Annotated in this window: 23 protein-coding genes; 12 read left to right on the top strand and 11 right to left on the bottom strand. The window is 64.0% G+C overall.

Annotation, left to right across the window (positions count from 1 at the left end; translation table 11 throughout):
* Positions 1-50: 50 nt before the first annotated feature.
* A complete protein-coding gene (locus U4Y90_RS27175) occupies positions 51-1,862 on the bottom strand; it encodes a methanol/ethanol family PQQ-dependent dehydrogenase (protein WP_321799264.1) in 1,812 nt (603 codons plus the stop codon).
* Positions 1,863-2,228: 366 nt separating this feature from the next.
* On the opposite strand from U4Y90_RS27175, the gene U4Y90_RS27170 reads away from it, so the two are divergent.
* The 9 genes from U4Y90_RS27170 to U4Y90_RS27130 all read left to right on the top strand — a co-directional run bounded on the left by U4Y90_RS27170 (position 2,229) and on the right by U4Y90_RS27130 (position 10,496).
* A complete protein-coding gene (locus tag U4Y90_RS27170) occupies positions 2,229-2,603 on the top strand; it encodes a 4a-hydroxytetrahydrobiopterin dehydratase (RefSeq protein WP_321799263.1) in 375 nt (124 codons plus the stop codon).
* Positions 2,604-3,349: 746 nt separating this feature from the next.
* Positions 3,350-4,393, top strand: a complete 1,044-nt coding sequence (locus tag U4Y90_RS27165; RefSeq protein WP_321799261.1) for a beta-ribofuranosylaminobenzene 5'-phosphate synthase family protein — start codon at positions 3,350-3,352, stop codon at positions 4,391-4,393.
* A 63-nt stretch (positions 4,394-4,456) separates the two neighbouring features.
* Positions 4,457-5,386, top strand: coding sequence for an NAD(P)-dependent methylenetetrahydromethanopterin dehydrogenase (locus U4Y90_RS27160; RefSeq protein WP_321799259.1), 930 nt, complete (start codon positions 4,457-4,459; stop codon positions 5,384-5,386).
* Positions 5,383-6,558, top strand: coding sequence for an ATP-grasp domain-containing protein (locus tag U4Y90_RS27155; protein WP_321799257.1), 1,176 nt, complete (start codon positions 5,383-5,385; stop codon positions 6,556-6,558). The genes U4Y90_RS27160 and U4Y90_RS27155 overlap by 4 nt, the downstream gene beginning before the upstream one ends.
* Complete coding sequence (mch, locus tag U4Y90_RS27150) at positions 6,555-7,553, top strand: methenyltetrahydromethanopterin cyclohydrolase (protein ID WP_321799256.1); 999 nt, start codon at positions 6,555-6,557, stop codon at positions 7,551-7,553. Before U4Y90_RS27155 ends, mch begins: the two co-directional genes overlap by 4 nt.
* Positions 7,550-8,479, top strand: a complete 930-nt coding sequence (locus U4Y90_RS27145; RefSeq protein WP_321799255.1) for a RimK family alpha-L-glutamate ligase — start codon at positions 7,550-7,552, stop codon at positions 8,477-8,479. Before mch ends, U4Y90_RS27145 begins: the two co-directional genes overlap by 4 nt.
* On the top strand, positions 8,466-9,338 hold the full coding sequence (locus U4Y90_RS27140) for a triphosphoribosyl-dephospho-CoA synthase (RefSeq protein WP_321799253.1): 873 nt from the start codon (positions 8,466-8,468) through the stop codon (positions 9,336-9,338). Before U4Y90_RS27145 ends, U4Y90_RS27140 begins: the two co-directional genes overlap by 14 nt.
* Positions 9,339-9,510: 172 nt before the next feature.
* The gene (gene fae, locus U4Y90_RS27135) at positions 9,511-10,020 is read left to right on the top strand and encodes a formaldehyde-activating enzyme (RefSeq protein WP_321799251.1); all 510 of its coding nucleotides are present in this window, start codon (positions 9,511-9,513) and stop codon (positions 10,018-10,020) included.
* Between the two features lie 77 nt (positions 10,021-10,097).
* Complete coding sequence (locus U4Y90_RS27130) at positions 10,098-10,496, top strand: hypothetical protein (protein ID WP_321799250.1); 399 nt, start codon at positions 10,098-10,100, stop codon at positions 10,494-10,496.
* Between the two features lie 79 nt (positions 10,497-10,575).
* Here U4Y90_RS27130 and U4Y90_RS27125 read toward each other — a convergent pair whose 3' ends face one another.
* The 3 genes from U4Y90_RS27125 to U4Y90_RS27115 all read right to left on the bottom strand — a co-directional run bounded on the left by U4Y90_RS27125 (position 10,576) and on the right by U4Y90_RS27115 (position 13,010).
* Complete coding sequence (locus U4Y90_RS27125) at positions 10,576-11,028, bottom strand: Imm50 family immunity protein (protein ID WP_321799248.1); 453 nt, start codon at positions 11,026-11,028, stop codon at positions 10,576-10,578.
* A 21-nt stretch (positions 11,029-11,049) separates the two neighbouring features.
* Positions 11,050-12,039 carry a hypothetical protein gene (locus tag U4Y90_RS27120; protein ID WP_321799246.1) on the bottom strand — a complete coding sequence of 330 codons (990 nt, stop codon included), beginning with the start codon at positions 12,037-12,039 and terminating at the stop codon, positions 11,050-11,052.
* Positions 12,040-12,512: 473 nt separating this feature from the next.
* A complete protein-coding gene (locus U4Y90_RS27115) occupies positions 12,513-13,010 on the bottom strand; it encodes a dihydroneopterin aldolase (RefSeq protein ID WP_321799245.1) in 498 nt (165 codons plus the stop codon).
* Between the two features lie 354 nt (positions 13,011-13,364).
* Here U4Y90_RS27115 and U4Y90_RS27110 point away from each other — a divergent pair, with 354 nt between their 5' ends.
* The 3 genes from U4Y90_RS27110 to U4Y90_RS27100 are packed head-to-tail and all read left to right on the top strand — an operon-like array spanning position 13,365 to position 17,397.
* A complete protein-coding gene (locus tag U4Y90_RS27110; protein WP_321799244.1) occupies positions 13,365-15,422 on the top strand; it encodes a sigma-54-dependent Fis family transcriptional regulator in 2,058 nt (685 codons plus the stop codon).
* On the top strand, positions 15,419-16,018 hold the full coding sequence (locus U4Y90_RS27105) for a flavoprotein (RefSeq protein ID WP_321799243.1): 600 nt from the start codon (positions 15,419-15,421) through the stop codon (positions 16,016-16,018). The genes U4Y90_RS27110 and U4Y90_RS27105 overlap by 4 nt, the downstream gene beginning before the upstream one ends.
* Positions 15,997-17,397, top strand: a complete 1,401-nt coding sequence (locus U4Y90_RS27100) for a DUF6513 domain-containing protein (RefSeq protein ID WP_321799242.1) — start codon at positions 15,997-15,999, stop codon at positions 17,395-17,397. Before U4Y90_RS27105 ends, U4Y90_RS27100 begins: the two co-directional genes overlap by 22 nt.
* Here the strand turns inward: U4Y90_RS27100 and U4Y90_RS27095 are convergent.
* From U4Y90_RS27095 to U4Y90_RS27065, 7 genes are all read right to left on the bottom strand, one after another.
* Positions 17,394-17,942, bottom strand: coding sequence for a thioredoxin family protein (locus U4Y90_RS27095; RefSeq protein ID WP_321799241.1), 549 nt, complete (start codon positions 17,940-17,942; stop codon positions 17,394-17,396). The two genes, U4Y90_RS27100 and U4Y90_RS27095, sit on opposite strands and share 4 nt — an antisense overlap.
* Positions 17,943-18,041: 99 nt before the next feature.
* The gene (gene fba, locus U4Y90_RS27090) at positions 18,042-19,079 is read right to left on the bottom strand and encodes a class II fructose-bisphosphate aldolase (RefSeq protein WP_321799240.1); all 1,038 of its coding nucleotides are present in this window, start codon (positions 19,077-19,079) and stop codon (positions 18,042-18,044) included.
* Between the two features lie 28 nt (positions 19,080-19,107).
* Positions 19,108-21,150, bottom strand: coding sequence for a transketolase (gene tkt, locus U4Y90_RS27085; protein WP_321799239.1), 2,043 nt, complete (start codon positions 21,148-21,150; stop codon positions 19,108-19,110).
* A 36-nt stretch (positions 21,151-21,186) separates the two neighbouring features.
* Positions 21,187-22,059, bottom strand: a complete 873-nt coding sequence (locus U4Y90_RS27080) for a phosphoribulokinase (protein WP_321799238.1) — start codon at positions 22,057-22,059, stop codon at positions 21,187-21,189.
* A gap of 46 nt (positions 22,060-22,105) precedes the next feature.
* Positions 22,106-23,200 (bottom strand): class 1 fructose-bisphosphatase, encoded by a 1,095-nt coding sequence (locus U4Y90_RS27075; protein WP_321799237.1) that lies wholly within the window; start codon positions 23,198-23,200, stop codon positions 22,106-22,108.
* Positions 23,201-23,216: 16 nt separating this feature from the next.
* Positions 23,217-24,140: a CbbX protein gene (gene cbbX, locus U4Y90_RS27070; protein ID WP_321799235.1), complete on the bottom strand. Its 924-nt coding sequence runs from the start codon at positions 24,138-24,140 to the stop codon at positions 23,217-23,219.
* 15 nt (positions 24,141-24,155) lie between these two features.
* The gene (locus U4Y90_RS27065) at positions 24,156-24,572 is read right to left on the bottom strand and encodes a ribulose bisphosphate carboxylase small subunit (RefSeq protein WP_321799233.1); all 417 of its coding nucleotides are present in this window, start codon (positions 24,570-24,572) and stop codon (positions 24,156-24,158) included.
* Between the last annotated feature and the right edge of the window lie 542 nt (positions 24,573-25,114).

The raw sequence follows: 25,114 nt of genomic DNA, 5'->3' as shown, positions 1-25,114 counted from the left end.
TTGCGGCCGCCACGCATCACGCATCGACTCATGCGCGTCAAACGGGAGGATCAACCGCCGGGAATCGCGAACACGAAGAGCGTGCCGCCGAGAGCCGTGTACTTTGCGAGCTCCTTGTAGCCGCCGACCGCGCCCAGGCCTTCCGTCGACTTCTCGAGACCTGCCGCCATGCCGATGCCGGCCCAGCCGCCGATGCCCGAATACACGCCGACATACTGCTTGCCCTGGTACTGGTACGTGAACACGTTGCCGATGATCCCCGACGGCGTCTTGAACTTCCACAGCTCCTTGCCGTCCTTGATGCGCACAGCCTTGATATAGCCTTCAAGCGTGCCGTAGAACACGACGCCACCGGCGGTCGCGAGCGCACCGGACCACACCGAGAACTTCTCCGGCTTGGACCATACGATCTTGCCCTTCGCGGCATCCCACGCGATGAAGTTGCCCATCGCGCCGTTCTCGTTCGGACCCGGATACATCGAGAGCGTCGCGCCGACGAACGGCTGACCCGACACGTAGTCGACCTGGAACGGCTCGTAGTCCATGCAGACGTGATTCGTCGGCACGAGGAACAGCTTCGAGCCCGGGTCGAATGCAGCCGGCTGCTGATCCTTCGAGCCGAGCGCCGCGGGGCAGATGTTCTTCACGTTGTGATCGGGACCGGCCTTCTGCGTCGAGTAGCTCGCATTGCGAATCGGCAGGCCGCTCTTCAGATCGACGCTATCGGCCCAGTTCACCGCCGGGTCGTACTTCTGCGCGACGAGCAGTTCGCCGGTATCGCGATTCAGCGTATAGCCGAAGCCGTTGCGGTCGAAGTGAACGATCGCCGGCACGTTCTTGCCACCGATGTTCAGGTCGGAGAGGATCATCTCGTTGACGCCGTCATAGTCCCACTCGTCGTGAGGCGTCATCTGATAGACCCACTTCGCCTTGCCCGTGTTGAGATCACGCGCGAAGATCGTCATTGACCACTTGTTGTCGCCCGGACGCTGCGTCGGGTTCCACGTGCCCGGATTGCCCGAGCCGTAGTACACAAGGTTGAGCTTTGGATCCCATGCGTACCAGCCCCACGTCGTGCCGCCGCCGTACTTCCACTGATCGCCCTGCCAGCTCTTGAGCGACGAGTCCGTGCCGACCGGCGCCATCTTGCCGTCGGTCCAGGTCATGGTCGCCTGCGGGTCCATCAGCATTTCATTGTCGGGGCCGGTGCTATAGGCCTTCCAGACCTCCTTGCCGTCCTTGATGTTGTACGCGATGATCCGTCCGCGCACGCCGAACTCACCGCCCGAGATGCCGGTCAGCACCTTGTCGCCGAAAACGTGCGGCGCGTTGGTGTTGGTTTCGCCTTTCTTCGGATCACCGTTTTGCGCGGTCCAGACGACGTCGCCGGTTTTTGCGTCGAGCGCGACGAGCTTGGTGTCGGCTTGCTGGAGGAAGATCTTGCCGTCGCCGTATGCGAGGCCACGGTTGACCGTATCGCAGCACATCACCGAGATAACTTGCTGATCCTGCTTCGGCTGGTATTGCCAGATGAAGGTCTGATCCTTCAGGTTGATGGCGATAACCTTGTTGGGGAATGGCGAGTGGATATACATCGTGTCGCCGATAACGAGCGGCGAGCCTTCATGGCCGCGCAGCACGCCAGTCGACATGGTCCAGGCAACCTGTAGCTTGCCGACGTTGTTTTCGTTGATTTGCTTGAGCGTGCTATAGCGGTGATTCGAGTAATCGCCCGCTTGCGCCGCCCAGTTCGAGGGATTCTTGATCAGGCTGTCGAGTTGCGAGTCGGCCTGGGCCACATATGAATTCAGGCCAGCCGTCGCGACCACCGCCAGTCCAAGAACCAGGGTGCGTAAGTTCATGTCTCCTCCAGAATGGTGATGCCTCCGACCCAGGGATGACCACGCTACCAGGTTGCATCGTGCGCGCCTTCAAATGCAGGTAACGAGCTGCGCCTCGTCCGGTGCGTAGCCGGCCGCTTGCGTAGAGAGGCCAATTGCATATTCCATGCCGGTTTAACTCGTGCTGCTTCAAATCGGGAATTTGACGGGGAATGGTGTCGCGTGCGGGCGGGTCGATGTCGGGTGGCGACACATACTGTGTCAAATACGCGAAAAAGTGAACTGCATGGAACACGTAAGCGGGCCGCGTGACATGGCGCGATGCAGCATGTTTTCTTGGCGCATACTTGGACTTGCTGACGCATTCTTCTATTTGGAGGCTTCGCCATGGCTCAAGCCGAAAAGGTTTATTCCGACGAGGAAATCCAGCAGCGTCTGACTGGCGTGCTCAAGCACTGGTATGTCGAGGATGGGTGGCTCAGGCGCAAGTTCAAGACGGAGAGCTGGAAGGGAACGCTGATGGTGGTCAATACCGTGGGGCATCTTGCGGAGGCCGCGTGGCATCATCCGGACCTTACGGTTTCTTATGCTTTCGTCATCGTCAAGCTGAAGACGCATTCGGCTAAGGGCATCACCGATAAGGATTTTGCTCTGGCTTCGAAGATCGAAGAAGTTATTCAGTGGCAACCCGGTAAGGAGGATGGGCCGCTCGAGGGCACGCCTTCGGATGATCAGCGATTCCGCTATATCAAGTATGACTAGGGTTTGGGGTTGAGTTTTTTTCGCCGGATCCCGATTTTTTGGTGGTCTATTAGCACTGCCCCTGTGCGGGGCGGCAGTCACTTTCTTTGCTGCTGCAAAGAAAGTAACCAAAGAAAGCAGCTATCCCCATCCAAAGTACCTCACACCGGCCCCGGCACAGGCGATTGGCCTAATGGCCCGCCTGTAGCGAGTGCCCTCACAAGCAGAACACCGCTTGGATCGCGCACGGTCCGTCTCATCGCACCGCAATCCTTGCGGGTTCAGCACGAAATAGCGCCGGCCCGCTTCGCGGCCGACCGGTCCATCGGGTCGGCGCGTGCTTCTTTGCTAACACTTCCATCTCACCGCGCATGCTTCTCGTCGGTTTCCCTTGTGGGCCCGGCGGCAGCGCGTAGCGCTGTGCCGATGCTCTTTTGTGCTGAACCAGCGTCCTCAAGGTACTGGCTCGTCGGACCGTGCGCGGTCCAAGCCGTGTTCTGCTTGCGGGGGCACTCGCTACTGGCGGACCATTAGGCCAATCGCCTGTGCCGCGGCCGGTGTGAGGTACTTTGGATGGGGATAGCTGCTTTCTTTGGTTACTTTCTTTGCAGCAGCAAAGAAAGTGACTGCCGCCCCGCACAGGGGCAGTGCTAATAGACCACCACGAATACGGGACCCGGCGAAAAAAACCAAACCCCTCCCTGGTACAGGATTTGCCTAACCCCAAAGCCCCAAAAAAGATTCCTCCAAACAGGAAGCCAATCCCGATGCCGACCTCCCCCGGACGCTTATCGCCGCCCTCGGCGATCACAGTCGAATCGCCTGCGCGCCTGCATCTCGGCTTCATCGACCCGAACGGTTCTCTGGGCCGCGCCTTCGGCAGCGTAGGCCTTGCGATCGATGCCCACGGCACGCGCATCACCGCCCGGCAAGCCCCCGCCTCGCGGCGCAACGCGATGATCGAAGGCGTCACGAGCGATGCCCAGCGCGACCGCATCGAGCGGCACCTCGAGCAACTGGAGAAAGCGCTAGGCGCGCCCTCGACGATCGACATCGAAGTACACGAAACACCGCGCGCCCACACGGGCCTCGGCTCCGGCACACAACTGGCGCTGGCGCTCGGCACCGCATTCGCCCGCGTACAAGGCCACGACACGAACACCGCCGATATCGCGAGAATCCTCACACGCGGCGCGCGCTCCGGCATCGGCATACATGGCTTCGATCACGGCGGCCTGATCGTCGACGGCGGCCGCGACCTGCGCCACGCGTCGGCCACGAAACTGCCGCCGCTCATCGCGCGTCAGCCGTTCCCCGAAGCATGGCGCGTCCTGCTCATCGACGACACCTCGCGCGAAGGCCTGCACGGCGACGAAGAAAAGCGCGGCCTCGCGTCGCTCGCGCCCTTCCCAGCGACGCTCGCCGCACATCTGTCTCATTTGGTGCTGATGCGCGTCCTGCCCGCCGTCGCGGAAAGCGACTTCGACACCTTCGCCGACGCCATCTGCGACCTGCAGCAAACCATCGGCGAATACTTCGCGCCCGTGCAAGGCGGCGTATTCGCGAGCCCGGCGGTCGCGCGCGCGCTCGAAGCCGTCGCCGCCGAGCAGAAGGCGGGCATCGGACAAACGTCGTGGGGCCCGGTCGGCTTCGCGTTCGTCGCGAGCGCGCAGGACGCCGAGCGCGCGCGCGCCACCGCGCAGCGCGTCTCGCCGGGCACGCCGCTCACGCTCACGATTGCCTCGGGACGCAATCGCGGCGCGACGTGGCGCGCGGCCGGTCACCGTCATCACGGCGCGAACGCGGCCTGAGCACGAGAGCACATCGACAGATTCAAGCGACATCGACATCAACACGCCAACGAGTTCATCGCCATGCCCGAAGCCACCGAAAGACCCTACGTCCTGCACATGTTCACCAGCACGCCGCAAATGAGCCCGTTCGACGTGAACATGGCCGCCGACGCGGGCTATCAGATCCTCGTGCCCTACTGCAATGTCGACGAAGACAGCGTCGTGCAACTCACGCAGGACGCGATCTTCTCGCGCGGGCCGAAAGGCGTGTCGCGCACCGGCATCTTCATCGGCGGACGCGACGTGATGCTCGCCGCCGACATGCTCGAAAAAGCCCGCAACGCGATGGTCCCGCCCTTCGAAGTCTCCGTCTTCGCCGATCCGAGCGGCGCGTACACGACCGCCGCCGCGCTCGTCGCGCTCGCGGAAAAGCATCTGCGCGCCGCGCATTCCGTCGATCTCGGCGGCAAGCGTCTGCTCATTCTCGGCGGCACCGGCGCGGTCGGACGCGTGGCGGCGGCGATGGCCGCATCGCTCGGAGCGGATGTCGCCGTCGCGAGCCATTCGAGCCAGTCGCGCGCGACGCAGGTCAGCGACGAGATCAATCGCCGCTTCGATATCGCGACCTCGGGGGTCGCGACCGGCTCGCCCGATCAGCTGCATCGCGAGCTCGCGCGCGCCGAAGTGGTGTTCGCCACCGCGGTCGCGGGCGTGCAGGTGATGACGTCCGCCGATCTCGCGCACGCGAAGAATCTGCTGATCGCCGCCGATGTCAACGCCGTGCCGCCCGAAGGCATCGCCGGCGTCAACGTGATGGACGACGGCAAGCCGCTTGCGGGCGCCGCGCGCGCCGACGCGGTCGGCATCGGCGCGCTCGCGATCGGCAACGTGAAGTATCAGGCCGAGCATCGGCTCTTTCTGCGCATGCGCACGGGCGGCAAGCCCGTTTATCTCGGCTTTCCCGAAGCGTTCGACGAAGCCCGCGCGATCGTCGCGGGACAAAGCTCGTGATTTCGGGCGAGCTGTCCCGCGCGCCGCGCATCGCGGTCGCCGGTTTGTCGGCGCGGCTGCTGACGCAATCGGCGGCGCGCGCGGGACTGAATGTCGTCGCGCTCGATATCTTCGGCGATCGCGACACGCGCGAGCACGCGGGCATGTGGTTCGACATCGGCGGCCGCGGTCTGTCGATCGACCGGACGCGTCTCTACGACGCGCTCGAACATGCCGCGCGCCTGCCGCGCATGCTCGGCCTCATCGTGACGAGCGGACTCGAGCCGCTCGCGGGCGAGCTGAGCCGCGCGCCGCGCGTGCCGCGCTTCATCGGCAACGGCGCGCAGGCGGCGGCCGTGCGCGATCCGCGGCGCTTTTTCGCGCTGCTCGACGACGCGCATATCGCGCATCCGGAAGTCCGCTACACGCCGCCCGCCGATCGCCGCGGCTGGCTCGTGAAGCGCTCCGACGGCTGCGGCGGCACGCATATCGAATGGGCCGACGACGTCGCTCGCACGCCCGCCGGCGCGTATTTTCAGCGGCTCGCGCAAGGCCGATCGATGTCCGCGCTCTTCGTCGCCGCGCATCGCGAAGCGGCGGTGATCGGCTTCGCGGAGCAACTGACGGTCGAAGCGGGACGCCTGCCGTTCGTGCATGCGGGCTCGCTCGGGCCGGTGCGCCTGCCCGCGCACATCGCGGCGCGCATCGTCGAAGCCATCGACAGAATCGTCTGGCAAACGGATTTGACGGGCCTGAACAGCATCGACTTTCTGCTCGACGGCGATGCCTTCAGCGTGCTCGAAATCAACACGCGCCCGTCATCGACGATGGCGCTTTACGAGGCCGCGTGGCCCGACGCGTGGCCGCGCGGGCTGATCGGCGCGCATCTGGACGCGTGCCTGCACGGCGACCTGCCGCACACGCCGAATACGGCTGCGCGCACGCCGCCGCTGCACGCGGGGCAACGCGTCGTGTTCGCGCAGGATGGCTTCAGCGCATCGCGCGCATTCAGCGACGCCTGCTTCGACGATCCCGCGTGCCACGACGTGCCGCTCGTCGGCGCGCGCATCGAAGCGGGCCAGCCCGTTTGCACGATGACGGCGTCCGCGCCCGCGTTCTCCGATCTGCGCGACGCGCTGGATCGCGAGCACGCGCGCCTTCTGCAACGCATCGAAACCTTGTCGAAACCATGACTTCAACTTTTCAGGCGGATGCCGCGGTGAGCGTCAACGCATCGAGCGAGCGGCTCGTCGCGCGTCTCATCGACGATGCCGCGCGTCTGCATGTCGACATCGCCCGCACGAACGCCGGCACCGTCATCGTCGATGCGGGCGTGAACGCCAAAGGCAGCGCCGACGCGGGCGTCCTGATCGCGCGCATCTGCATGGGCGGCCTCGGGCGCGTCGCGCGTCGCGTCGCGTTCGACGACGCGCCGCTGTGGCCGGGCTTCATCGAAGTTCATACGAGCAATCCGGTGCTCGCGTGCCTGGCGAGCCAGTACGCGGGCTGGAGCCTTTCGGCGACGAAGGAGCAGACGGGCGGCAAGAAGTTCTTTTCGCTCGGCTCGGGTCCGGCGCGCGCGCTCGCATGCAAGGAGCCGCTTTTCGACGAGCTCGGCTATCGCGACCGCCACGATCGCGGCGCGCTCGTGATGGAAGTGGATCGCCTGCCGCCGCAGGTCGTCATCGACAAGGTGCTCAACGATTGCGGCCTCGCGCCCGAGAAGCTCGTGATCGCCGTGACGCCGACACAGTCTGTCGCGGGCACGGTGCAGGTCGTCGCGCGTGTCGTCGAAGTTGCGCTGCACAAGACGCATGTGCTCGGGATCGATCTGGCCGAGATCGTCGAAGGCAGCGGCAGCGCGCCGCTTCCGCCGCCCGCGCCCGACGGCATCGCCGCGATGGGCCGCACCAACGACGCGATCCTCTACGGCGGCCGCGTGCATCTGACCGTGAAGAGCGATGCGGTCGCGAAACGCCTCGCCGCCGAATTGCCGTCGTCCAATGCGCGCGATTACGGGCGCCCGTTCGCGGACATCTTCACGTCGTTCAACTACGACTTCTATCAGATCGACCCGGCGCTCTTCGCGCCCGCCGAGGCGTGGGTGTCGAGTCTCGAAAGCGGCGCGACGTATCACGGCGGCAAGGTCGACAAACCGCTGCTCGATGCGCAATGGAGCGCGTCATGAGCTTGCGCGTCGCCATCATGACCGATGAAACCGGCTGGCACACCGGCCGCCTGAAAAAAGCGTTCCGCGCGCGCGACGTGGACGCGCGTTGCGTCGATCTCGCCGATTGCCGCATCGACACGACATGGAAGCCGCACGGACTCGCGATTCCCGGCTTCGGCCACACGCTGCCCGACGCGGTGTTCGTGCGCGGCATCGCGGGCGGCACCTTCGAGCAAGTGACGTTGCGGCTCGGCATTCTGCATGCGCTGCGCGAATGCGGCGTGCCCGTCTATAACGATGCCCGCGCGATCGAGCGCAGCGTCGACAAGTCGATGACGAGCTTTCTGCTCCACCGCTACGGCGTGCCGACGCCCGCGACGTGGGCCGGCGAATCGCCGGCGCATGCGCGGCGCGTGCTGATGCGCGAGGCGGCGGCGGGCCGGCAGGTCGTGATGAAGCCGCTCTTCGGCTCGCAGGGCAAGGGGCTGAAGAAGCCCGGTGTCAGCTTGCCGTCGCTCAGGGCGTTCAGTCAGGTCGCGTATCTGCAGCGTTATGTCGATGCGGGCACGCCGGGCTTCGACTGGCGCGTGCTCGTGATCGGCGGCCGGGCGGTCGCGGCGATGAAGCGCGTCGGCGGTGACGACTGGATTCACAACTTCGCGCGCGGCGCGAAATGCGAGCCGGCGGAACTCACAGCCGCGCTCACGGAAATCGCCGTGCGCGCGACTCAGGCGCTCGGGCTGGATTACGCGGGCGTCGATCTGATTCCGTCGGAGGGCGCACGGCCGGTCGTGCTCGAAGTGAACGGCGTCGCGGCGTGGCGCGGCCTGCAATCGGTGACGCCGGTCGATATCGCGGCGCTGCTCGTCGACGACTTTATCGATCGCAAGCTGGCCGCATCGAAAGGCACGCTTGCGCTCGCCAGCGGCGATGAACGCGTCTGACGCACCGCTCGCGCAACGCGCGCGCGCCGCGTTCCTGCGCGCGTGCCGGCTCGACGTGGAGACGCGAAAGCCCGGCAACGTGAGCATCGCGAGCGCGGGGCACGACATGACGTCGGCGCAATTCATCGCGAGCGCGGGCACCGCGGCGGCGGGCATTTTCTCGCCAGGCGCGCGCGTGGGCGCGCGCATACTCGACGCCGTGCGCCGCACCTTCGACGCCGTCGGCTGCAATACGAATCTCGGCATCGTGCTGCTCGCCGCGCCCTTGTGCGCCGCGCTCGAACATTTCGACGCCGATGCGCCGATCGATCCATCGCGCTGGCGCGCGGCCACGCAACGCGTGCTCGCGGAGCTGGATGTCGACGATGCGCGGCTCGCCTATCGCGCGATCGCGCTCGCCAATCCGGGCGGCCTGGGCGACGCACCCGAGCAACCGGTCCACGCGCCGCCGACCGTGACCTTGCGAGCCGCGATGTCGCTCGCGGCGGATCGCGACAGCATCGCGCGTCAATATGAGAACGGTTTCGCCGATGTCTTCGGCGCGGGCCTCGACGTGGCGGGCGCGCCCGGCGCGGCGACCGAACATCGCGCGATGCTGGACGTGTTCCTGACGTTTCTCGCAGGCTGGCCCGATTCGCACATAGTGCGCAAGCAAGGCGCGGCGGTGGCGCAAAGTGTCACGCGCGACGCGGCGCGGCATCGCGTGGAGTGGCGCATGGCGGGCTGTCCCGTCGAGTCGCCGTCGCTCGACGACTGGGATGCCGAACTGAAGGCGCGCGGCATCAATCCCGGCACGAGCGCGGACCTCGCGGTGGCGACGCTGTTCGTCGCGCTGGCGAGCTCATCGACCCATGCATGAAGTCTGCCCGCGCGGACCAAAAATTGGCACGGAACATGTTAGGAAGTTCGCGGTTGAGCGGTCGCATCGGCAATCCGGTGGAACCGCGAGCCTTGCGCGGCTTTAGGTCTTACCGTCGCGAGTCGAGAGCAAGTCGCTAGTCCCTGGAACCACACATTACTGGAGGAACAGCATGGCCAAGATCAACCGCGTCCTGGTAGGAGAGTCGCTCGTCGGCGATGGCAACGAGGTCGCACACATCGACTTGATCATCGGACCGCGAGGTTCCGCAGCCGAGACCGCGTTCTGCAACGCGCTCACGAACAACAAGGATGGTTTCACGTCGCTGCTCGCCGTGGTCGCGCCGAATCTGCTGACCAAGCCGAACACGATTCTCTTCAACAAGGTGACGATCAAGGGCGCGAAGCAGGCCGTGCAGATGTTCGGCCCGGCGCAGCGCGCGGTGGCGATGGCGGTCGCCGACAGCGTGGAAGGCGGCGTGATTCCCGCCGACGAAGCCGACGACGTGTTCATCTGCGTCGGCGTGTTCATCCACTGGGAAGCGGACGACGACCAGAAGATCCACGACTTCAACTATCAGGCGACGAAGGAAGCGATCGCGCGCGCGGTGGCGGGCGAGCCGTCGGCGAAGGATGTAGTATCGAAGAAGGGCACGATGTCGCATCCGTTCTCGCCGGACTGATCCGGCCTCTGGCCGGTGCGGGTTTCGACGATGCGTGCCGGCCGCTTGCTCCTTTCGATAACCACGAGGCTCATCGCATGACCCCACGTTGCTGCGCGTTGACGGTGCTCGCTTGCCTCTCGCTGATTTCGCCTTTTTCGCTCGCCGCGACGGGGGGCGGGGGCGGCGCGCCCGCGAAGACTCACGACTATCCGACCGAAGGGCGCGTGGAGTATGTGCTCGGGTGCATGGACGATAACGGGCACGACTTCGCCAACGTGTACAAGTGCTCTTGTGCGATCGACAAAATCGCGCAGGTGCTCACTTATGACGATTACGTCGAGCAGTCTACGTTTTCCAAATACGCCGCGTTGGGCGGGGAAGGCGGGGCGGAGTTTCGGGTGGATCGCGCTAAGGCGCAGACGAAGAAGTATCGGGATTTGCAGAAGGATGCGTATAAGGCTTGTGGGATTCAGCAGAAGTCTGCGGCGAAGTGAGGTTGCGTATGGTGGTTGCGCATGCCTGTTTTCGCCGGCCCTCAACGCAGGTTTTTAGCTTCGCGTCCGAGATGATGTGTCAGCGATAATACGGCCGGATCGATTCGACGATGATCTCTTTGCACGTCAGAACAACGTCGAGTCCGATATTAGGATTGAGGTCAAACTCGATCAGACCGCTTGTTGCTTGAGTCAAAGTAATGTCCCTGATCCAGGCTTCCTCAAGCATTGCGTTAATATCGATGTTTCCCGCTTTGATGTCCAGCAACTTGATCGTTACCAGAAAGTCGGCGCCATCGTTCGCATGCCGTGGACCGTATCGGTTGTGAAGAATTTCGAGTGTGAGGTCGACCAGATCTCGCTCGCAACCTGGCGCGAGCGGCTCCCCCTCGTCGTTCACATGCGAGGATCTCACTCTTTGCATGAAAAAGGATTGCACGGCCGAATCATGAAAGGACGGGTATTCCCCGAGTATCTTGGGAAACAGAAAACTATTCTTCGCCAATTCCCAGCCGAAACTCTTTGCGTTCATATGCATCGCTTCTAAAAAGATCTAACGCCGTGGTATTGATGACATCGGTAAGTGAGCGGGATCACGGACGCCATCGTAGAAATTATGCCCATGCGCGTCGCCGTGGCTTTCATGATATTGCGCGGTCAGATTTCCGTTGACATCGAAAAAATCCGTATCAAGGCCATTCGGATTGAGCGTGAATCCTCCTGGTTCGTTTCCTGTCATTTTCACGCCGCGCGCCGCTACCTCGAAACTATTGCCGCTCATCGAATCTGGCTGATATTCGAATGGCTGCGCATCGCCGAACAGAGACTTGCCGCCGTCCGAATCCCCGAAGCTCTCGAGCATCGAATTGTCGCTGCTGTCGGCGTCAGAGCCAGCAAGCGCGCCGCCCGCGACCGCGCCGCCCGCTGCTTCGATGACGCTCATCCAGTCGAAGCCGCTACCGCTCGACGCGAGATCGCGCGCCGCGGTCAGACCTGCACTATCGGCAACTGAATCCAGCACACCGAGTTCGCCATTGGCCCGTTGCAATGCTTTGAACTCGCTATAGGTGATGACGTCGCTCGGTTCCCTGTAAGTGCCACCGCCGGCGCTCGCGGTCCAGCGTTGCGGGGCGTAATGCCTGAACACGCGTTGTCCGCCGTGCCAATTTCGCGCGATCACGGGAATGATATAGCGGTCACGCACGGCGGTGCGCAGCGCCCGTGTGATGCCTGCGCCATCGCGCAAGTCCCAACTTGGTACGCGCGAGTAACGACTGATGAACGCCACATATTCGCGGAATTCGGAACATGAGCGCGCGCGGCGCCGGTCGATGCGCAATTTGAACAGGCGGTCGAAGTCTTGCCGGTCTTGTTCGATCTGCTCGTTTTGTTCTTTTCTCTTCTGCTTGCGCTCTTCGAAGGGCAAGCGCCAGGATCGGTCGACTTCCTGCACCTCGTGGGCGGGCATTAACGCGCAATGCCAGCCTCCGGTCAGCGGCACATAGAGCGCGTTGTAGGAATATCCCCATTCGGGAAACGACATGTCACCTCCGTATTCCAACAGGATTGCTGATCCTATCGGGAGACAGGGATGTCCTCGCGGAACTGTCTCAATAATGACGGACGCCCCATCAGCAAGAAACAGCTTCGGCACAGCGCTGCGTGCTGCCGCCGGGTCCACAAGAGAAACCGACGAGAGCACGTGCGGACCCGATGAACCCATCGGCCGCGAAGCGGGCCGGAGTTAAATCGTGCTGAGCCAGCGGGGGTTGCGGTGCGATGTGACCGACCGTGCGCGATCCAAGCCGTGTTCTGCTTGTGAGGGCACTCGCTATTGGCGGACCATTAGGCCAATCGCCTGTGCCGCGGCCGGTGTGAAGTACTTTGGATGGGAGAAGCCGCTTTCTTTGGTTACTTTCTTTGCAGCAGCAAAGAAAGTGACTGCCGCCCCGCACAGGGGCAGTGCTAATAAACCGACGCGAAAACGGGACCCGACGACACCAAAACCAAAACCAATCACCCCGGCACAAACCCCCGCCCGATCCACGCGAGGCTCACGGGGCCGCCCGCCGCCCCGCGCCCCTCCCCCCCTCGCCGCCGCTCGATCACCACCCCCACCGCCTCGACATCATCGAACTTCGCGGGCTTGGCAAGCGAAACCCTCACCCAATGCGCTCCGAAATCCGCGATCACCATCTGCGCGATGCGCTCCGCCAGCGCTTCCAGCAACTGCAATCCATGCGACGCGAGCAGCCCGTGAACCGCCTCCCGCACCGCCGCATAATTGACCGTGTCCTCGATCCGATCCGTCACGCAGGCACGCAGCGACGGCACGCCGATCGCAAGACTCATCCGCACCGTCTGCGGATCATGCAATTCGCTCTTGTCGATGCCGATCACCGTCTGCCCCGTGAGTCCCTCGATATAAACGATGTCCATCGCAGCGCGCGCGTCGTAGGCGGCTGGTTGCGGCGCAACATACACCGCTTCGCGAATCGGTTCGGATCGGCCCATATGCTCGTCGCCGCGTGAAGCGGCCCCTGTCGGAAAGATCTCCGGCGCCCATCGCCGAAGTCATCCGTAAGCAGCAAGCAAAAAACGGGCGAGTCCGCGCCACCGTATGCGACTACTTATTGAACCTACGCGTCTAAGGATGTAAAGTTTTTGAGAACCGGCCGGATCGGGTTTCGGACAGCACCTGAAACCACCCGACTGTCCGGCCACGAGGCGCGCCTGCGAGCAGACTATCGGCAGCACCGAACCACGCGGGAAAAAGCCGCAGCGCCAGCGTAAAACACAACAGATTCGGCGCCGGCCGGCCGCGCGATGACCGCGCACCGGAACGCGGCGCAACGGAGACTTGCCCCCATGTCGTCACTCGCTGACGTAGACACGCATGTCCGGGAAGTGCTGAACATCGTCAATAATCCGTTGGCCGCACGCCGCGCCAGCGATTCGGTCGCGCAATCGTGGCTGCGGTGCCTCACGGAATTCAGGCTCGATCCGGGCCGCTTCGTCATGCCGCCCGTGCTCACGCAGCATGAACTCAACGACAGGCGCGAAGCCGTCAGCGACCTCATCGCGTGCTCGAAGCTCGAAATGACGACGCTGTATCAGCAGCTCGCCGATCCGGAACTCGCCGTCGTGCTCGTCGATGCGGACGGCGTCATCGTGCATCAGGTGTCGTCGGTGCCGTTCGGCGAAGCCGTCGCCGCCGATGGCCTGCGCGTCGGCGCGATGTGGAGCGAGCGCGAGGCCGGCACCAACGGCATGGGCACGTGCCTCATCGAGCGCGATTGCATCGCCGTCTGCCAGCACGAGCATTTCTATCCGCGCTATACGTCCCTCACGTGCTCCGCCGCGCCCATCTTCGACGAGCGCGGCACGGTCGTCGGCGTGCTCGACGTGACGAGCCGCTCAAAGCTCCTGCAGCAGCATTCGCTCGTGCTCGTCGGCATGTCGCGGCAGATGATCGAAAATCGTCTGATCGATGCGCGCTACCGGCACGCGAACATGATCCACTTTCATAGCCGGCCCGAATTCGTCGGCACCCTGCATGCGGGCAAGCTCGCCGTCAGCGACGAAGGCGTCGTGCTCGCCGCGAGCCGCAGCGCGCTCTTCCAGCTCGATCTGCGCTCGCCCGCCGAGCTGTGCGGCAAACGCATCGAGGAAGCGTTCAATGCATCGCTCGAAGACATGATCGCGCGCAGCATCCGCGGCTCGTTCCATCCGGTGACGGTCTATAGCGCGAAGGCGAACAGCCGCTTCTTCCTCACCGCGCAGACGCCGCGCGAAGGCGCGAACGGCGCGACGCGCATCCTGATGAACGATCCCGTCTCGCGCGATCTGTCCGCGCCGGGCGCACGCGCGAAAGCAGCGAAAAAAGACCCGCGCGAGCCGTCGTCGGCCGGGCGTCTCGACAAGCTCTCGCATCTGGAATTCGGCGACCCGCGCATGGCTTCGCAGATCCAGCTCGCGGCGCGCGTGATCCAGCGCAAGATCCCGATCGTCCTGCGCGGGCAAACGGGCACCGGCAAGGAAGTCTTCGCCAATGCGCTGCACAGCATCAGCCCGAACGGCACGGGCGCGTTCGTCGCGGTGAATTGCGCGTCGCTGCCGGAGAATCTGATCGAAAGCGAATTGTTCGGTTATCGCGCGGGCGCGTTCACGGGCGCGCAACGCGAAGGACGGCGCGGCAAGATCGTGCAGGCGAACGGAGGCACGCTCTTCCTCGATGAAATCGGCGACATGCCGCTCGCGTTGCAGGCGCGGCTCCTGCGCGTGCTCGAAGAACACGAGGTCACTCCGCTCGGCGCGGAGACCACGGTGAAGGTGGACTTCCAGCTCATCAGCGCGAGCCATCGCAACCTCATCGAGCTCGTGCAGACGGGCATGTTCCGCGAGGACCTGTATTACCGCCTGAACGGCATCGAAATCAATTTGCCTCCGCTGCGCGAACGTGCAGATGCGCTCGCGCTCATCGGCCATATTCTCGGCACCGAAGCCGAAGAGCCGCCCGCGCTCTCCGCCGAAGCGAAGCAGGCGCTGCTCAGCTATCCGTGGCCGGGCAATATTCGCCAGTTGCGTCACGTACTGCAAATGGCGATCGCGCTCTGCGACGGTCCCGAGATCCGCTGCGCGCATCTGCCGCCGGAGATCGTGAACGGCGTCGCGCCGGTTGCGCAGGCCGCCGCGCGCGCGCCGCTGACCCCGGCGCCGCATCTCGCCGAAGACGCCGATACCTCGTCGCTCAACGCGATCCAGGTGAAGGAGCGCGAGACCGTGCTCCAGTTGCTCGACGAGCATCGCTGGAACGTCAGCAATGTCGCGAAGGTGCTCGGCATCAGTCGCAACACGCTGTATCGGAAGATGCATCGGCTGCATATTCGCCTTTCGCACGACACGCCCAACGCAGCCGACGCATGACGCAACCCACGCCCGCCCGCCGGCTCGACGAGTTCAAGCCCGACGCGCGCTTCGCGTGGTGCGTGACCGGCTCGGGCCATATGCTTGAAGAGTCGATCGCGCTCGCGCGGCGTCTGCCCGGCGTCGATCTGTTTCTGTCGGCAGCCGGCGAGGAAGTGCTGCCGCTCTATGGCTGGACCATCGCGAAGCTGCGCGAGCACTTCAAGGTGTTGCGCGACAACAGCGCGAGCAGCGTTCCCGTCGGCATGATCTATAACGGCGAATATCACACGGTCGTGATCGCGCCCGCGACGAGCAATACCGTCGCCAAATGCGCGTTCGGCATCTCCGACACCCTACCCACCAATCTCTATGCGCAAGCCGGCAAGCAATGCGTGCCGGGCATCGTGTTCGCATGCGATACCGCGCCGAGCGTCATCACGCACGCCCCGCACGAATGGGTCGAAGTGAGGCCGCGCGCGATCGAGTTCGAAAACGTCGAACGGCTCGCGCGATTCGCGCATACCACCGTGGCCCGCTCGCTCGACGATCTCGAAGCCGCGCTCGATCAACGCCTGTCGGACCTGAAGCTCGCATGGAACACATCGTCTTCCTGACGGGGCGGCTCGCTCAGCAAAGCCTGCTGCAGGTGCTCGAAGGCATCGCGCCCGTTGCCGCGCGCGCGCCCTTCACGTGGGAAGTCCGCGAGATCGGTCTTCAGGTCGCGGGGCTGATGACCGCCGACATGATCCGCCGGCGCGTCGCGACGCCTTTGAGCGAAGGTACGAGCCGCATGATCGTGCCCGGCCGATGCCGCGGCGATCTCGATGCGCTCACCGCGCATTACGGCGTGAAGGTCGAGCGCGGTCCCGAAGAAGTGAAGGACCTGCCGCAATTTTTCGGGCGCGAGGCGCGGCATGTCGATCTGTCGCGCTACGAGACGGCAATCTTCGCGGAGATCGTCGATGCGCCGAAGCTCGATCTCGATGGCATCGCGGCGCGCGCGCTCGAATACAGGCGGCAAGGCGCGGACGTGATCGATATCGGCTGCCTGCCCGAGACCGCGTTCGCGCATCTCGAAGATGCCGTCGCGATGCTCAAGGAGCAGGGCTATCGCGTGAGCGTCGATTCGATGCGCGAGGAAGAACTCGTGCGCGGCGGGCGCGCGGGCGCGGACTACGTGATGAGCCTCAACGCCGACACGTTGTGGATCGCGGACGAGATCGCATCGACACCGATCCTCGTGCCGCGCGAGCCGGCCGACACGGCCTCGCTCGATGCCGCCATCGAAGCGATGACGAAGCGCGGCCGCGCCTTTCTCGCCGATCCGATTCTCGATCCGATTCCGTTCGGGCTCGCGGCGTCCATCGCGCGCTATGTGTCGCTACGCGAGCGCTATCCGGACATGCCGATCATGATGGGCGTCGGCAACGTGACCGAGCTGACCGAGGCGGATACGACCGGCATCAATGCGGTGCTGTTCGGCATGGCAGCGGAATTGCGCATCGCCGCCGTGCTGACGACGTCGGTGAGTCTTCATGCGCGTCGCGCGGTTCGTGAAGCCGATGTCGCGCGCCGCGTGATGCATGCCGCGCGCGAAACGCAGACGCTGCCCAAGGGCATCTGCGCCGACCTGTCGGCGCTGCATGCGAAGCGGCCCTTCCCCTACGATGCCGATGAGATCGGCGCGTTCGCCGCCGCGGTGCGCGATCCGAATTTTCGCGTGCAGGTGTCGGCGGACGGCATTCATGTCTATAACCGCGACGGACATCACGTCGCGGCCGATCCGTTCGCACTCTATCCCGAGCTTGAGGTCGAGCACGACGGCGGGCATGCGTTCTATCTCGGCGTGCAGCTTGCGCGCGCTGAAATCGCGTGGCAACTCGGCAAGCGATTCGATCAGGATCAGCCGCTCGATTGGGGCTGCGAAGTCGATCGGCCCGACGAGGATCTGATGGCGTGGCATGCGCCGGGCAGCACGAAGAAGCAGAGCTAAACCTTCCATTTGATCGAACAGCCTAGCGCCGGATAGTGCGCTTCGGGTGCTCCGCCGCCTTGCGCGATCACGCGCATCGCTTCGAAGAGATCGCGGCGGGCGGTGGGCAACGCTTCCTTGCGCGACGCGTCGATCCGGCCGCGATATCTCAATCGCAAGTCGCGGTCGAAGCCGAAGCACTCCGGTGTGCAGACCGCATCGTAAGCGCGCGCGACTTCTTGCGTTTCATCGTGCAGGTACGGGAACGGCAGATTCCATTCTCGCGCGGCCACGATCATGCGATCGAACGCATCGTCGGTGTAGACGCTCGCGTCATTCGAATTGATGCCCGCCACGTTGATGCCGATTTCCCTCAGCGCCCGCGCATCGCGGATCAGGTTCGGCACCGCGGCCCTCACGTACGGACAGTGATTGCAGATGAAGACGATCACGAGACCGTTCGCGCCCTTCAGCGAATCGAGCGTGTACGTGCTGCCGTCGGTCGCGGTGAGCGTGAATCCGGAGGCGATCGTGCCGAGTTCCGCTGTCGGTGATCCGGTGGGCATGAGATGCTCCCAATTGTTGTTTCGGTTGGCCGTTTGGATCCGGACGACTGGAGCTTGTTTAACCCAGCGGCGCCCGTCCCTCCAACGCGCGGCGCTCCCTCAGTGATACCGCCTTGCCATCGCCTCCAGTCCCACCGGTCTGATGCGATCCGCGTGCCCCGCGCAGCCGAACGCCTCGAACCGCTCGATACACAAATCCCGCGCCGCCGCCGTCGCTGCCTTCAGCGCGTGCCGCGGATCGAACTCCGATTTCGCCGACGCCATCGCCCTGCGCATCGCGCCCGTCATCGCGAGCCGGATATCCGTGTCGATATTCACCTTTCGCACGCCGTTCGCGATGCCGCGCCGGATTTCATCGACAGGCACGCCGAACGTCGCCGGGATCTCGCCGCCGTGCTCGCGAATGATCGCGAGCCACTCCTGCGGCACGGACGACGACCCGTGCATCACCAGATGCGTGTTCGGAACGCGCGCGTGTATCTCGGCGATGCGATCGATCGCGAGGATATCGCCGGTCGGCTGGCGGCTGAACTTGTACGCGCCGTGCGACGTGCCGATGGCGATCGCGAGCGCATCGATGCCGGTGGCTTCGACGAAGGCGCGGGCTTCGTCGGGATCGGTGAGCAGGCGATCGTGACTCAACGTGCCTTCTGCGCCGACCCCGTCCTCGTCTCCGGCGCGTCCCGTCTCCAGCGACCCGAGACAACCCAGCTCGCCTTCGACCGACACGCCCACCGAATGCGCCGCATCGACGACGCGCCGGCTCACGTCGACGTTGTACGCGTAGTCGGCGGGCGTTTTCTGATCGGGCATGAGCGAGCCGTCCATCATCACGGACGTGAAGCCCGAACGAATCGCCTGCTGGCACACGGACGGACTCGCGCCGTGATCCTGATGCAGCACCACCGGAATATCCGGATGCGCCTCGACCGCCGCGAGCACCAGATGCCGCAGATACGGCTCGCCCGCATACTTGCGCGCGCCCGCCGACGCCTGCAGGATCACCGGGCTTCGCGTCGCCTCGGCGGCCTGCATGATCGCGTGCACCTGCTCCATGTTGTTGACGTTGAACGCGGGCACGCCGTAAGCGTGCTCCGCCGCGTGATCCAGCAACTGCCTCAATGCGATGAAAGCCATCGTGATGTCTCCATGCAGAACGCGAAAATCAGGCGGCCACGCGGCGCGCTTCGTCGACGAGCACATCGGTCGTCACGCCAAAGTGCGCGAACAATTCGCCCGCCGGCGCCGATTCGCCGAAACGATCGATGCCGATCACACCGCCGTTCAGCCCGACGTACTGCCGCCAGAACCCGGTGATGCCCGCTTCGATCGCAACGCGCGGCACGCCCTCGGGCATCACGCGTTCGCGCCACACGTTGCACTGGCGGTCGAACACCGTGGTCGACGGCATCGACACGACGCGCGCCAGAATGCCCTCTTGCTTCAGCGGCTCGACGGCGGCGAGCGCGAGCGCCACTTCCGAGCCTGTCGCGATCAGCACGACGCGGCGCGCGGCGCGCTCGCAGGTCGACGGCCAGTCGAGCAGCACGTAGCCGCCGCGCTCGATGCCGTCGATCTGCGCTTCATCGCGCGGCACGAACGGCAGATTCTGGCGCGACAGCAGCAGACACGAAGGCCGGTCGCGCTCCACCGCGCTGATCCACGCCTGCATCGTCTCGACGGTATCGCACGGACGCCACACGTCGAGGCCCGGAATCATGCGCAGCGTGGCGGCATGCTCGATCGGCTGATGCGTCGGGCCGTCTTCGCCGAGGCCGATCGAATCGTGCGTGAAAACGAACACCGTGCGCGTCTTCATCAGCGCGGCCATGCGCAGCGCATTGCGCGAGTAGTCGGAGAACGTGAGGAAGGTGCCGCCGAACGGCAGATAGCCGCGATGCAGCGCGACGCCGTTCAACACCGCGCTCATGCCGAACTCGCGCACGCCGAAGTGGATGTAATTGCCCTTTTCCGGCGCCGCGCTCACATCCACCGCATCCTTCCAGCGCGTGAGATTCGAACCGGTCAAGTCGGCCGACCCGCCCAGCAGTTCGGGCAACGCGCGCGCGAGCCCCTCGATCGCGAGCTGCGAGGCCTTGCGCGTCGCAACCGTCTGTCGCGCGCGGTCCGCGTCGCGCACGAGCGCATGCGCCATGTCGCGCCAGTTCGCGGGCAATGCGCCACGCACGCGCCGCTCGAACTCCGCGGCCTCGAGCGGGAATACCCGGCGATACGCGTCGAAACGCCGAGTCCACGCCTGCTGCGCCGCTGCGCCCGCCTCGCGCGCGTCCCACAGCGCGCGAATCGACGATGGAATCTCGAACGGCGCATGGCTCCAGTCGAGCGCGCGCCGCGTCGCCTCGACTTCATCGGCGGGAAGCGGCGCGCCGTGCACATCGTGCGTGCCGGCCATCTTCGGCGCGCCGAGGCCGATCACCGTCTTGCAGCAGATCAAGGTCGGACGATCGGACTCGCGCGCGAGCTGCAACGCATGCGATACGTCGTCGACATCGTGGCCGTCCACGGCGCGGATCACGTTCCAGCCGTATGACTCGAAGCGCTTCGGTGTGTCGTCGGTGAACCAGCCGCCGACATGGCCGTCGATGGAAATGCCGTTGTCGTCGTAGAGCACGGTCAGCTTCGCGAGCCGCAACGTGCCCGCGAGCGACGCCGCTTCATGCGACACGCCTTCCATCAGACAGCCGTCGCCCACGAAAACATACGTGCGATGATCGACGATCTCATGCCCCGGCCGATTGAACTCGCGCGCGAGCAGCGCCTCCGCGAGCGCCATGCCGACCGCGTTCGTCAGGCCCTGCCCGAGCGGCCCGGTCGTCGTTTCGACTCCGGGCGTGACACCCGCTTCCGGATGCCCGGGCGTCTTGCTGCCCATCTGCCTGAAGCGTTTGATCTCGTCGATAGAGAGGTCGTAGCCGCTGAGATGCAGCAGCGCATAGAGCAGCATCGAGCCATGACCGTTCGACAGGACGAAGCGGTCGCGGTCGGGCCAGTCGGGATCGGCGGGATTGTGCTTCAGATGACGTCCCCACAGCGCGACCGCGATCTCCGCCATGCCCATCGGCATGCCGGGATGACCGGAGTTCGCCTGGCTCACGGCATCGACGGCGAGCATGCGCAGCGCGTTCGCCATCTGTCGCGTGTCGGGTGAGCGATGAAGTGCGGGCAAAGCTTCAGCGACGGCATTCATGAGATGCCTCCTTTGATGCGATGATGAGAAACCTTTCTATGCGCGCGCGCATCGGTCGCGCAGCTGCAGAATCATCGGCGTGAAGATGAGCTGCATCGCGAGACCCATCTTGCCGCCGGGCACGACAATCACGTTCGGCCGCGACATGAACGAGTCGTGCAGCATCGTCAGCAGATAAGGAAAGTCGATGCCCTTCGGCTTCGCGAAGCGGATCACGACGAAGCTCTCGTCGGGCTGCGGAATCTCGCGCGCGGTGAACGGGTTCGACGTATCCACCGTCGGCACGCGCTGAAAGTTCACGTGCGTGCGCGAGAACTGTGGACAGATGTAGTTCACGTAATCGGGCATGCGGCGCAGGATCGTATCGACCACGGCTTCATGCGAATAGCCGCGCATCGTCTGATCGCGATGCAGCTTCTGAATCCATTCGAGATTGATGATCGGCACCACGCCGACGAGCAGATCCGCATGACGCGCGATATCGACCTTATCGGTGACGGCCCCGCCGTGCAGGCCTTCGTAGAACATCATGTCGGTGCCGGGCGTGACGTCTTCCCACGGCGTGAACGTGCCCGCGTCCTGCTTGTAGTGCGCGGCTTCGCCGTCATCGTGCACGTAATGACGGAACTGGCCGCCGCCGGTTTCGCCATAGGTTTCGAACAACGTTTCGAGTTCCGCGAGCAAGTTCGCTTCCGGCCCGAAGTGGCTGAAGTTGACGAGGCCGTCGCGTTCGCTCTGCTTCATTGCCTCGCGCATGCCGAGACGATCGTATCGATGGAACGCATCGCCTTCGACGATCTGCGCATTGATTTTTTCGCGCCTGAAGATATGCGTGAAGCTCTTCATGACGGTAGTGGTGCCGGCGCCGCTCGAACCCGTCACCGCGACGATCGGATGTTTGACTGACATGCGCTTGCCTCCCTTGGTCTATTTGGTGAGCGCTGTTTCAGATGAATTACGCCTGCGTTTCCGGCAGGAACAACGAGCGTTCCTTGAACAGCGGCGACGAGAACGGCTTGTCCTCGCCGCGATCGTATTCGCCGTGATAGCGCTGGATGCGATGGACTTCGTTGCGTGACCCGAGAATCACCGGCACGCGTTGATGCAGTGCTTTCGGCTCGACATCGAGAATGCGCTCGCGCCCGGTGATCGACAGGCCGCCCGCCTGCTCGACGAGAAAGCTCATCGGGCTCGCTTCATACAACAGACGCAGGCGTCCCTCCATCTCGGGCGTCTTGAAGTCGCGCGGATACATGAAGACGCCGCCGCGCATCAGGATGCGATGCACTTCGGCGACCATCGACGCGATCCAGCGCATGTTGAAGTCCTGCTCGCGGCAGCCGGTGCGGCCGTCCTTGCATTCCTGCACGTAGCGGCGCACGGGGGGTTCCCAGAAGCGCTCGTTCGATGCATTGATCGCGAACTCGCAGGAATCTTCGGGGATGCGGATATCGGAGTGCGTGAGCACGAAGTTGCCGACATCGCGTTCGAGCGTGAAGCCGTGCGTGCCGTTGCCGACGGAGAGCACGAGCATCGTCGACGGGCCGTAGATCGCGTAGCCTGCTGCAACCTGTTCGCGGCCCGGGCGCAGGAACGATGCATCGTCTGGTGCATCGTTTTCGTCGTTGCCGCGCCGGAGCACCGAAAAGATCGAGCCGACCACGCCGTTGATATCGATGTTCGAAGATCCGTCGAGCGGATCGAACGCGAGCAGATACTCGCCGCGCGGATACGGCTCGGGGATCGCATAGACCTCGTCCATCTCTTCCGACACCATGCCCGCAAGCAAGCCGTCCCATTCGCAATGTTGCAGGAAGATATCGTTGGTCACGAGGTCGAGCTTCTTTTGTTCCTCGCCGTGCGTGTTGATCGATTGCGCCGAGCCGTGCTGTCCACCCAGTGCGCCGCGTGTCAATGCCGCGGCTATGGTCTTGATCGACGCGGCCACGTCGATCAGCAACGCGGACAGACCGCTTGCCGCTTCGGGTCCGGGCTTGCGGTCCAGCGTGTCGATCAGGAACTTCGATAAGGTCGTGCGTCCATCCTGCATCGCGCTCTCCCTGGCGTTATGAATCGGTGAACACGCGGCTCGCGCGGATATCGCTTGCGTCGAGTTGCATCAATGCGTCGGCATCGGCGATGCCGCTGCCGCTTTCGGCCGCTGCAAAAAGCCGGTTCGCCTGACGCAATCGCGCGCGATCGAGCGCATTGCGCACCGAGCGCGCGTTGGCGAAGTTCGGCTGCTGGATGCGAAGTGCGAGATACGCTTCGAAGGCGCGGCGCGCGTCGTCATCGAAGCGGTAGTGCATGTCGGTCAGCATGTGCTCGGCGATCTGCAAGAGCTCGTCGGGCGCATAGTCCGGAAACACGAGGTGGTGCGCAATGCGCGAACGGAAGCCCGGATTGCTGTGAAAGAACGTTTCCATGCGCGATTCGTAACCCGCGAGAATCACGACGAGGTCATCGCGCTGGTTCTCCATCGTCTGCAGCAGAATCTCAATGGCTTCCTGTCCGTAGTCGCGTTCGTTCTCCGGGCGATACAGGTAATAGGCCTCGTCGATGAAGAGCACGCCGCCCATCGCGCGCTTGAGCACTTCGCGCGTTTTGGGTGCGGTGTGGCCGATGTACTGGCCGACGAGGTCGTCGCGCGTCACCGAGACGAGATGATTGCGCCGGATATAGCCGAGCCGGTGCAGCACTTGCGCCATGCGCAGCGCGACCGTGGTCTTTCCGGTGCCGGGATTGCCCGAGAAGCACATGTGCAGCGTGGGCGCACCCGATGCGATGCCGAGCGCTTCGCGGGCGCGTTCCACGAGCAGATGCGCGGCGATCTCGCGGATACGCGTCTTGACGGGCGCGAGGCCGATGAGATCTCGGTCCAGCTCGGCCAGCACTTCGCCGATGCGCGATTCGCGGTACAGCGCCATCAGATCGGCATGCGTCGGTTTGGTTCGAAGAGGCGCTTCTTCGAGCGTGGCTTCGGCGCTCATGATCTCGCCTCCTCATCAATAGCGCTCGCCGCTCGGGCGGTCGGTTGCGTAAGTGCGGATCGCGTAGCGCTGGACGCGGCTTCTGTCGTCCTGACGTTCGAGACGGAAGCCTCGTTCCTGCGCCGGGCGGTTCACCATGAAGGAGAGGCGCATCGTTTCGAAACCGCGCACCGAGTCGAAGGCATTGACCTTGATATAGTGGTTCGGATAGGTGCTGCGGCATTCGTTCACTTCCATCAGCACGCCGGCGGCGTCGTGAAGGTCGAACATGGGGAGGCCCCACATTTCCCAGTAGGTGTTGCGGGGATGGGGATCGTCGGTGTATTCCACCGAGCAGGACCAGCCCTGGTCCAAGGCGTAGTTGATTTGTGCCGATATTTCTTCATCGGTTAAAGGTGGGAGGAATGAGAATGTTCCTTGTGTGATGTTCATTTTGTCATCCTTAATGATTTTGGGTTTGTCTTTGCTCTTGCTTTTACTTTCTCTTTTGCTTTTTCTTTTGCTCGTGAAATCCTGTTTTCGTGTCGGTCTATTAGCTCTGCCCCTGTGCGGGGCGGCAGTCACTTTCTTTGCTGCTGCAAAGAAAGTAACCAAAGAAAGCAGCTTCTCCCATCCAAAGTACCTCACACCGGCCCCGGCACAGGCGATTGGCCTAATGGCCCGCCCGTAGCAAGTGCCCTCACAAGCAGAACACCGCTTGGATCGCGCACGATCCGTCTCATCGCACCACACGACCAATTGGTACAGCACAAAACTGCTCCGGCCCGCTTCGCGGCCGATGGGTCCATCGGGTCGGTCCGTGCTTCTTTACTAACGTTTCCATCTCACTGCAATTGCCCCTGGTTGGTTTCCCTTGTGGACCCGGCGGCAGCGCGTAGCGCTGTGCCGATGCTGTTTCGTGCTGAACCAGTGTCCTTGAACGACTGGCTTGTCAGACCGTGTGCGAGCCAAGCCCGGTTCTGCTTGTGGGGGCG

This window comes from Caballeronia sp. J97 (assembly GCF_905220305.1).
In the GTDB taxonomy this organism is placed as follows: domain Bacteria; phylum Pseudomonadota; class Gammaproteobacteria; order Burkholderiales; family Burkholderiaceae; genus Caballeronia.
The sequence above is the reverse complement of the archived record's forward strand: the minus strand, read 5'-3'. Positions and strand labels throughout refer to the sequence as shown.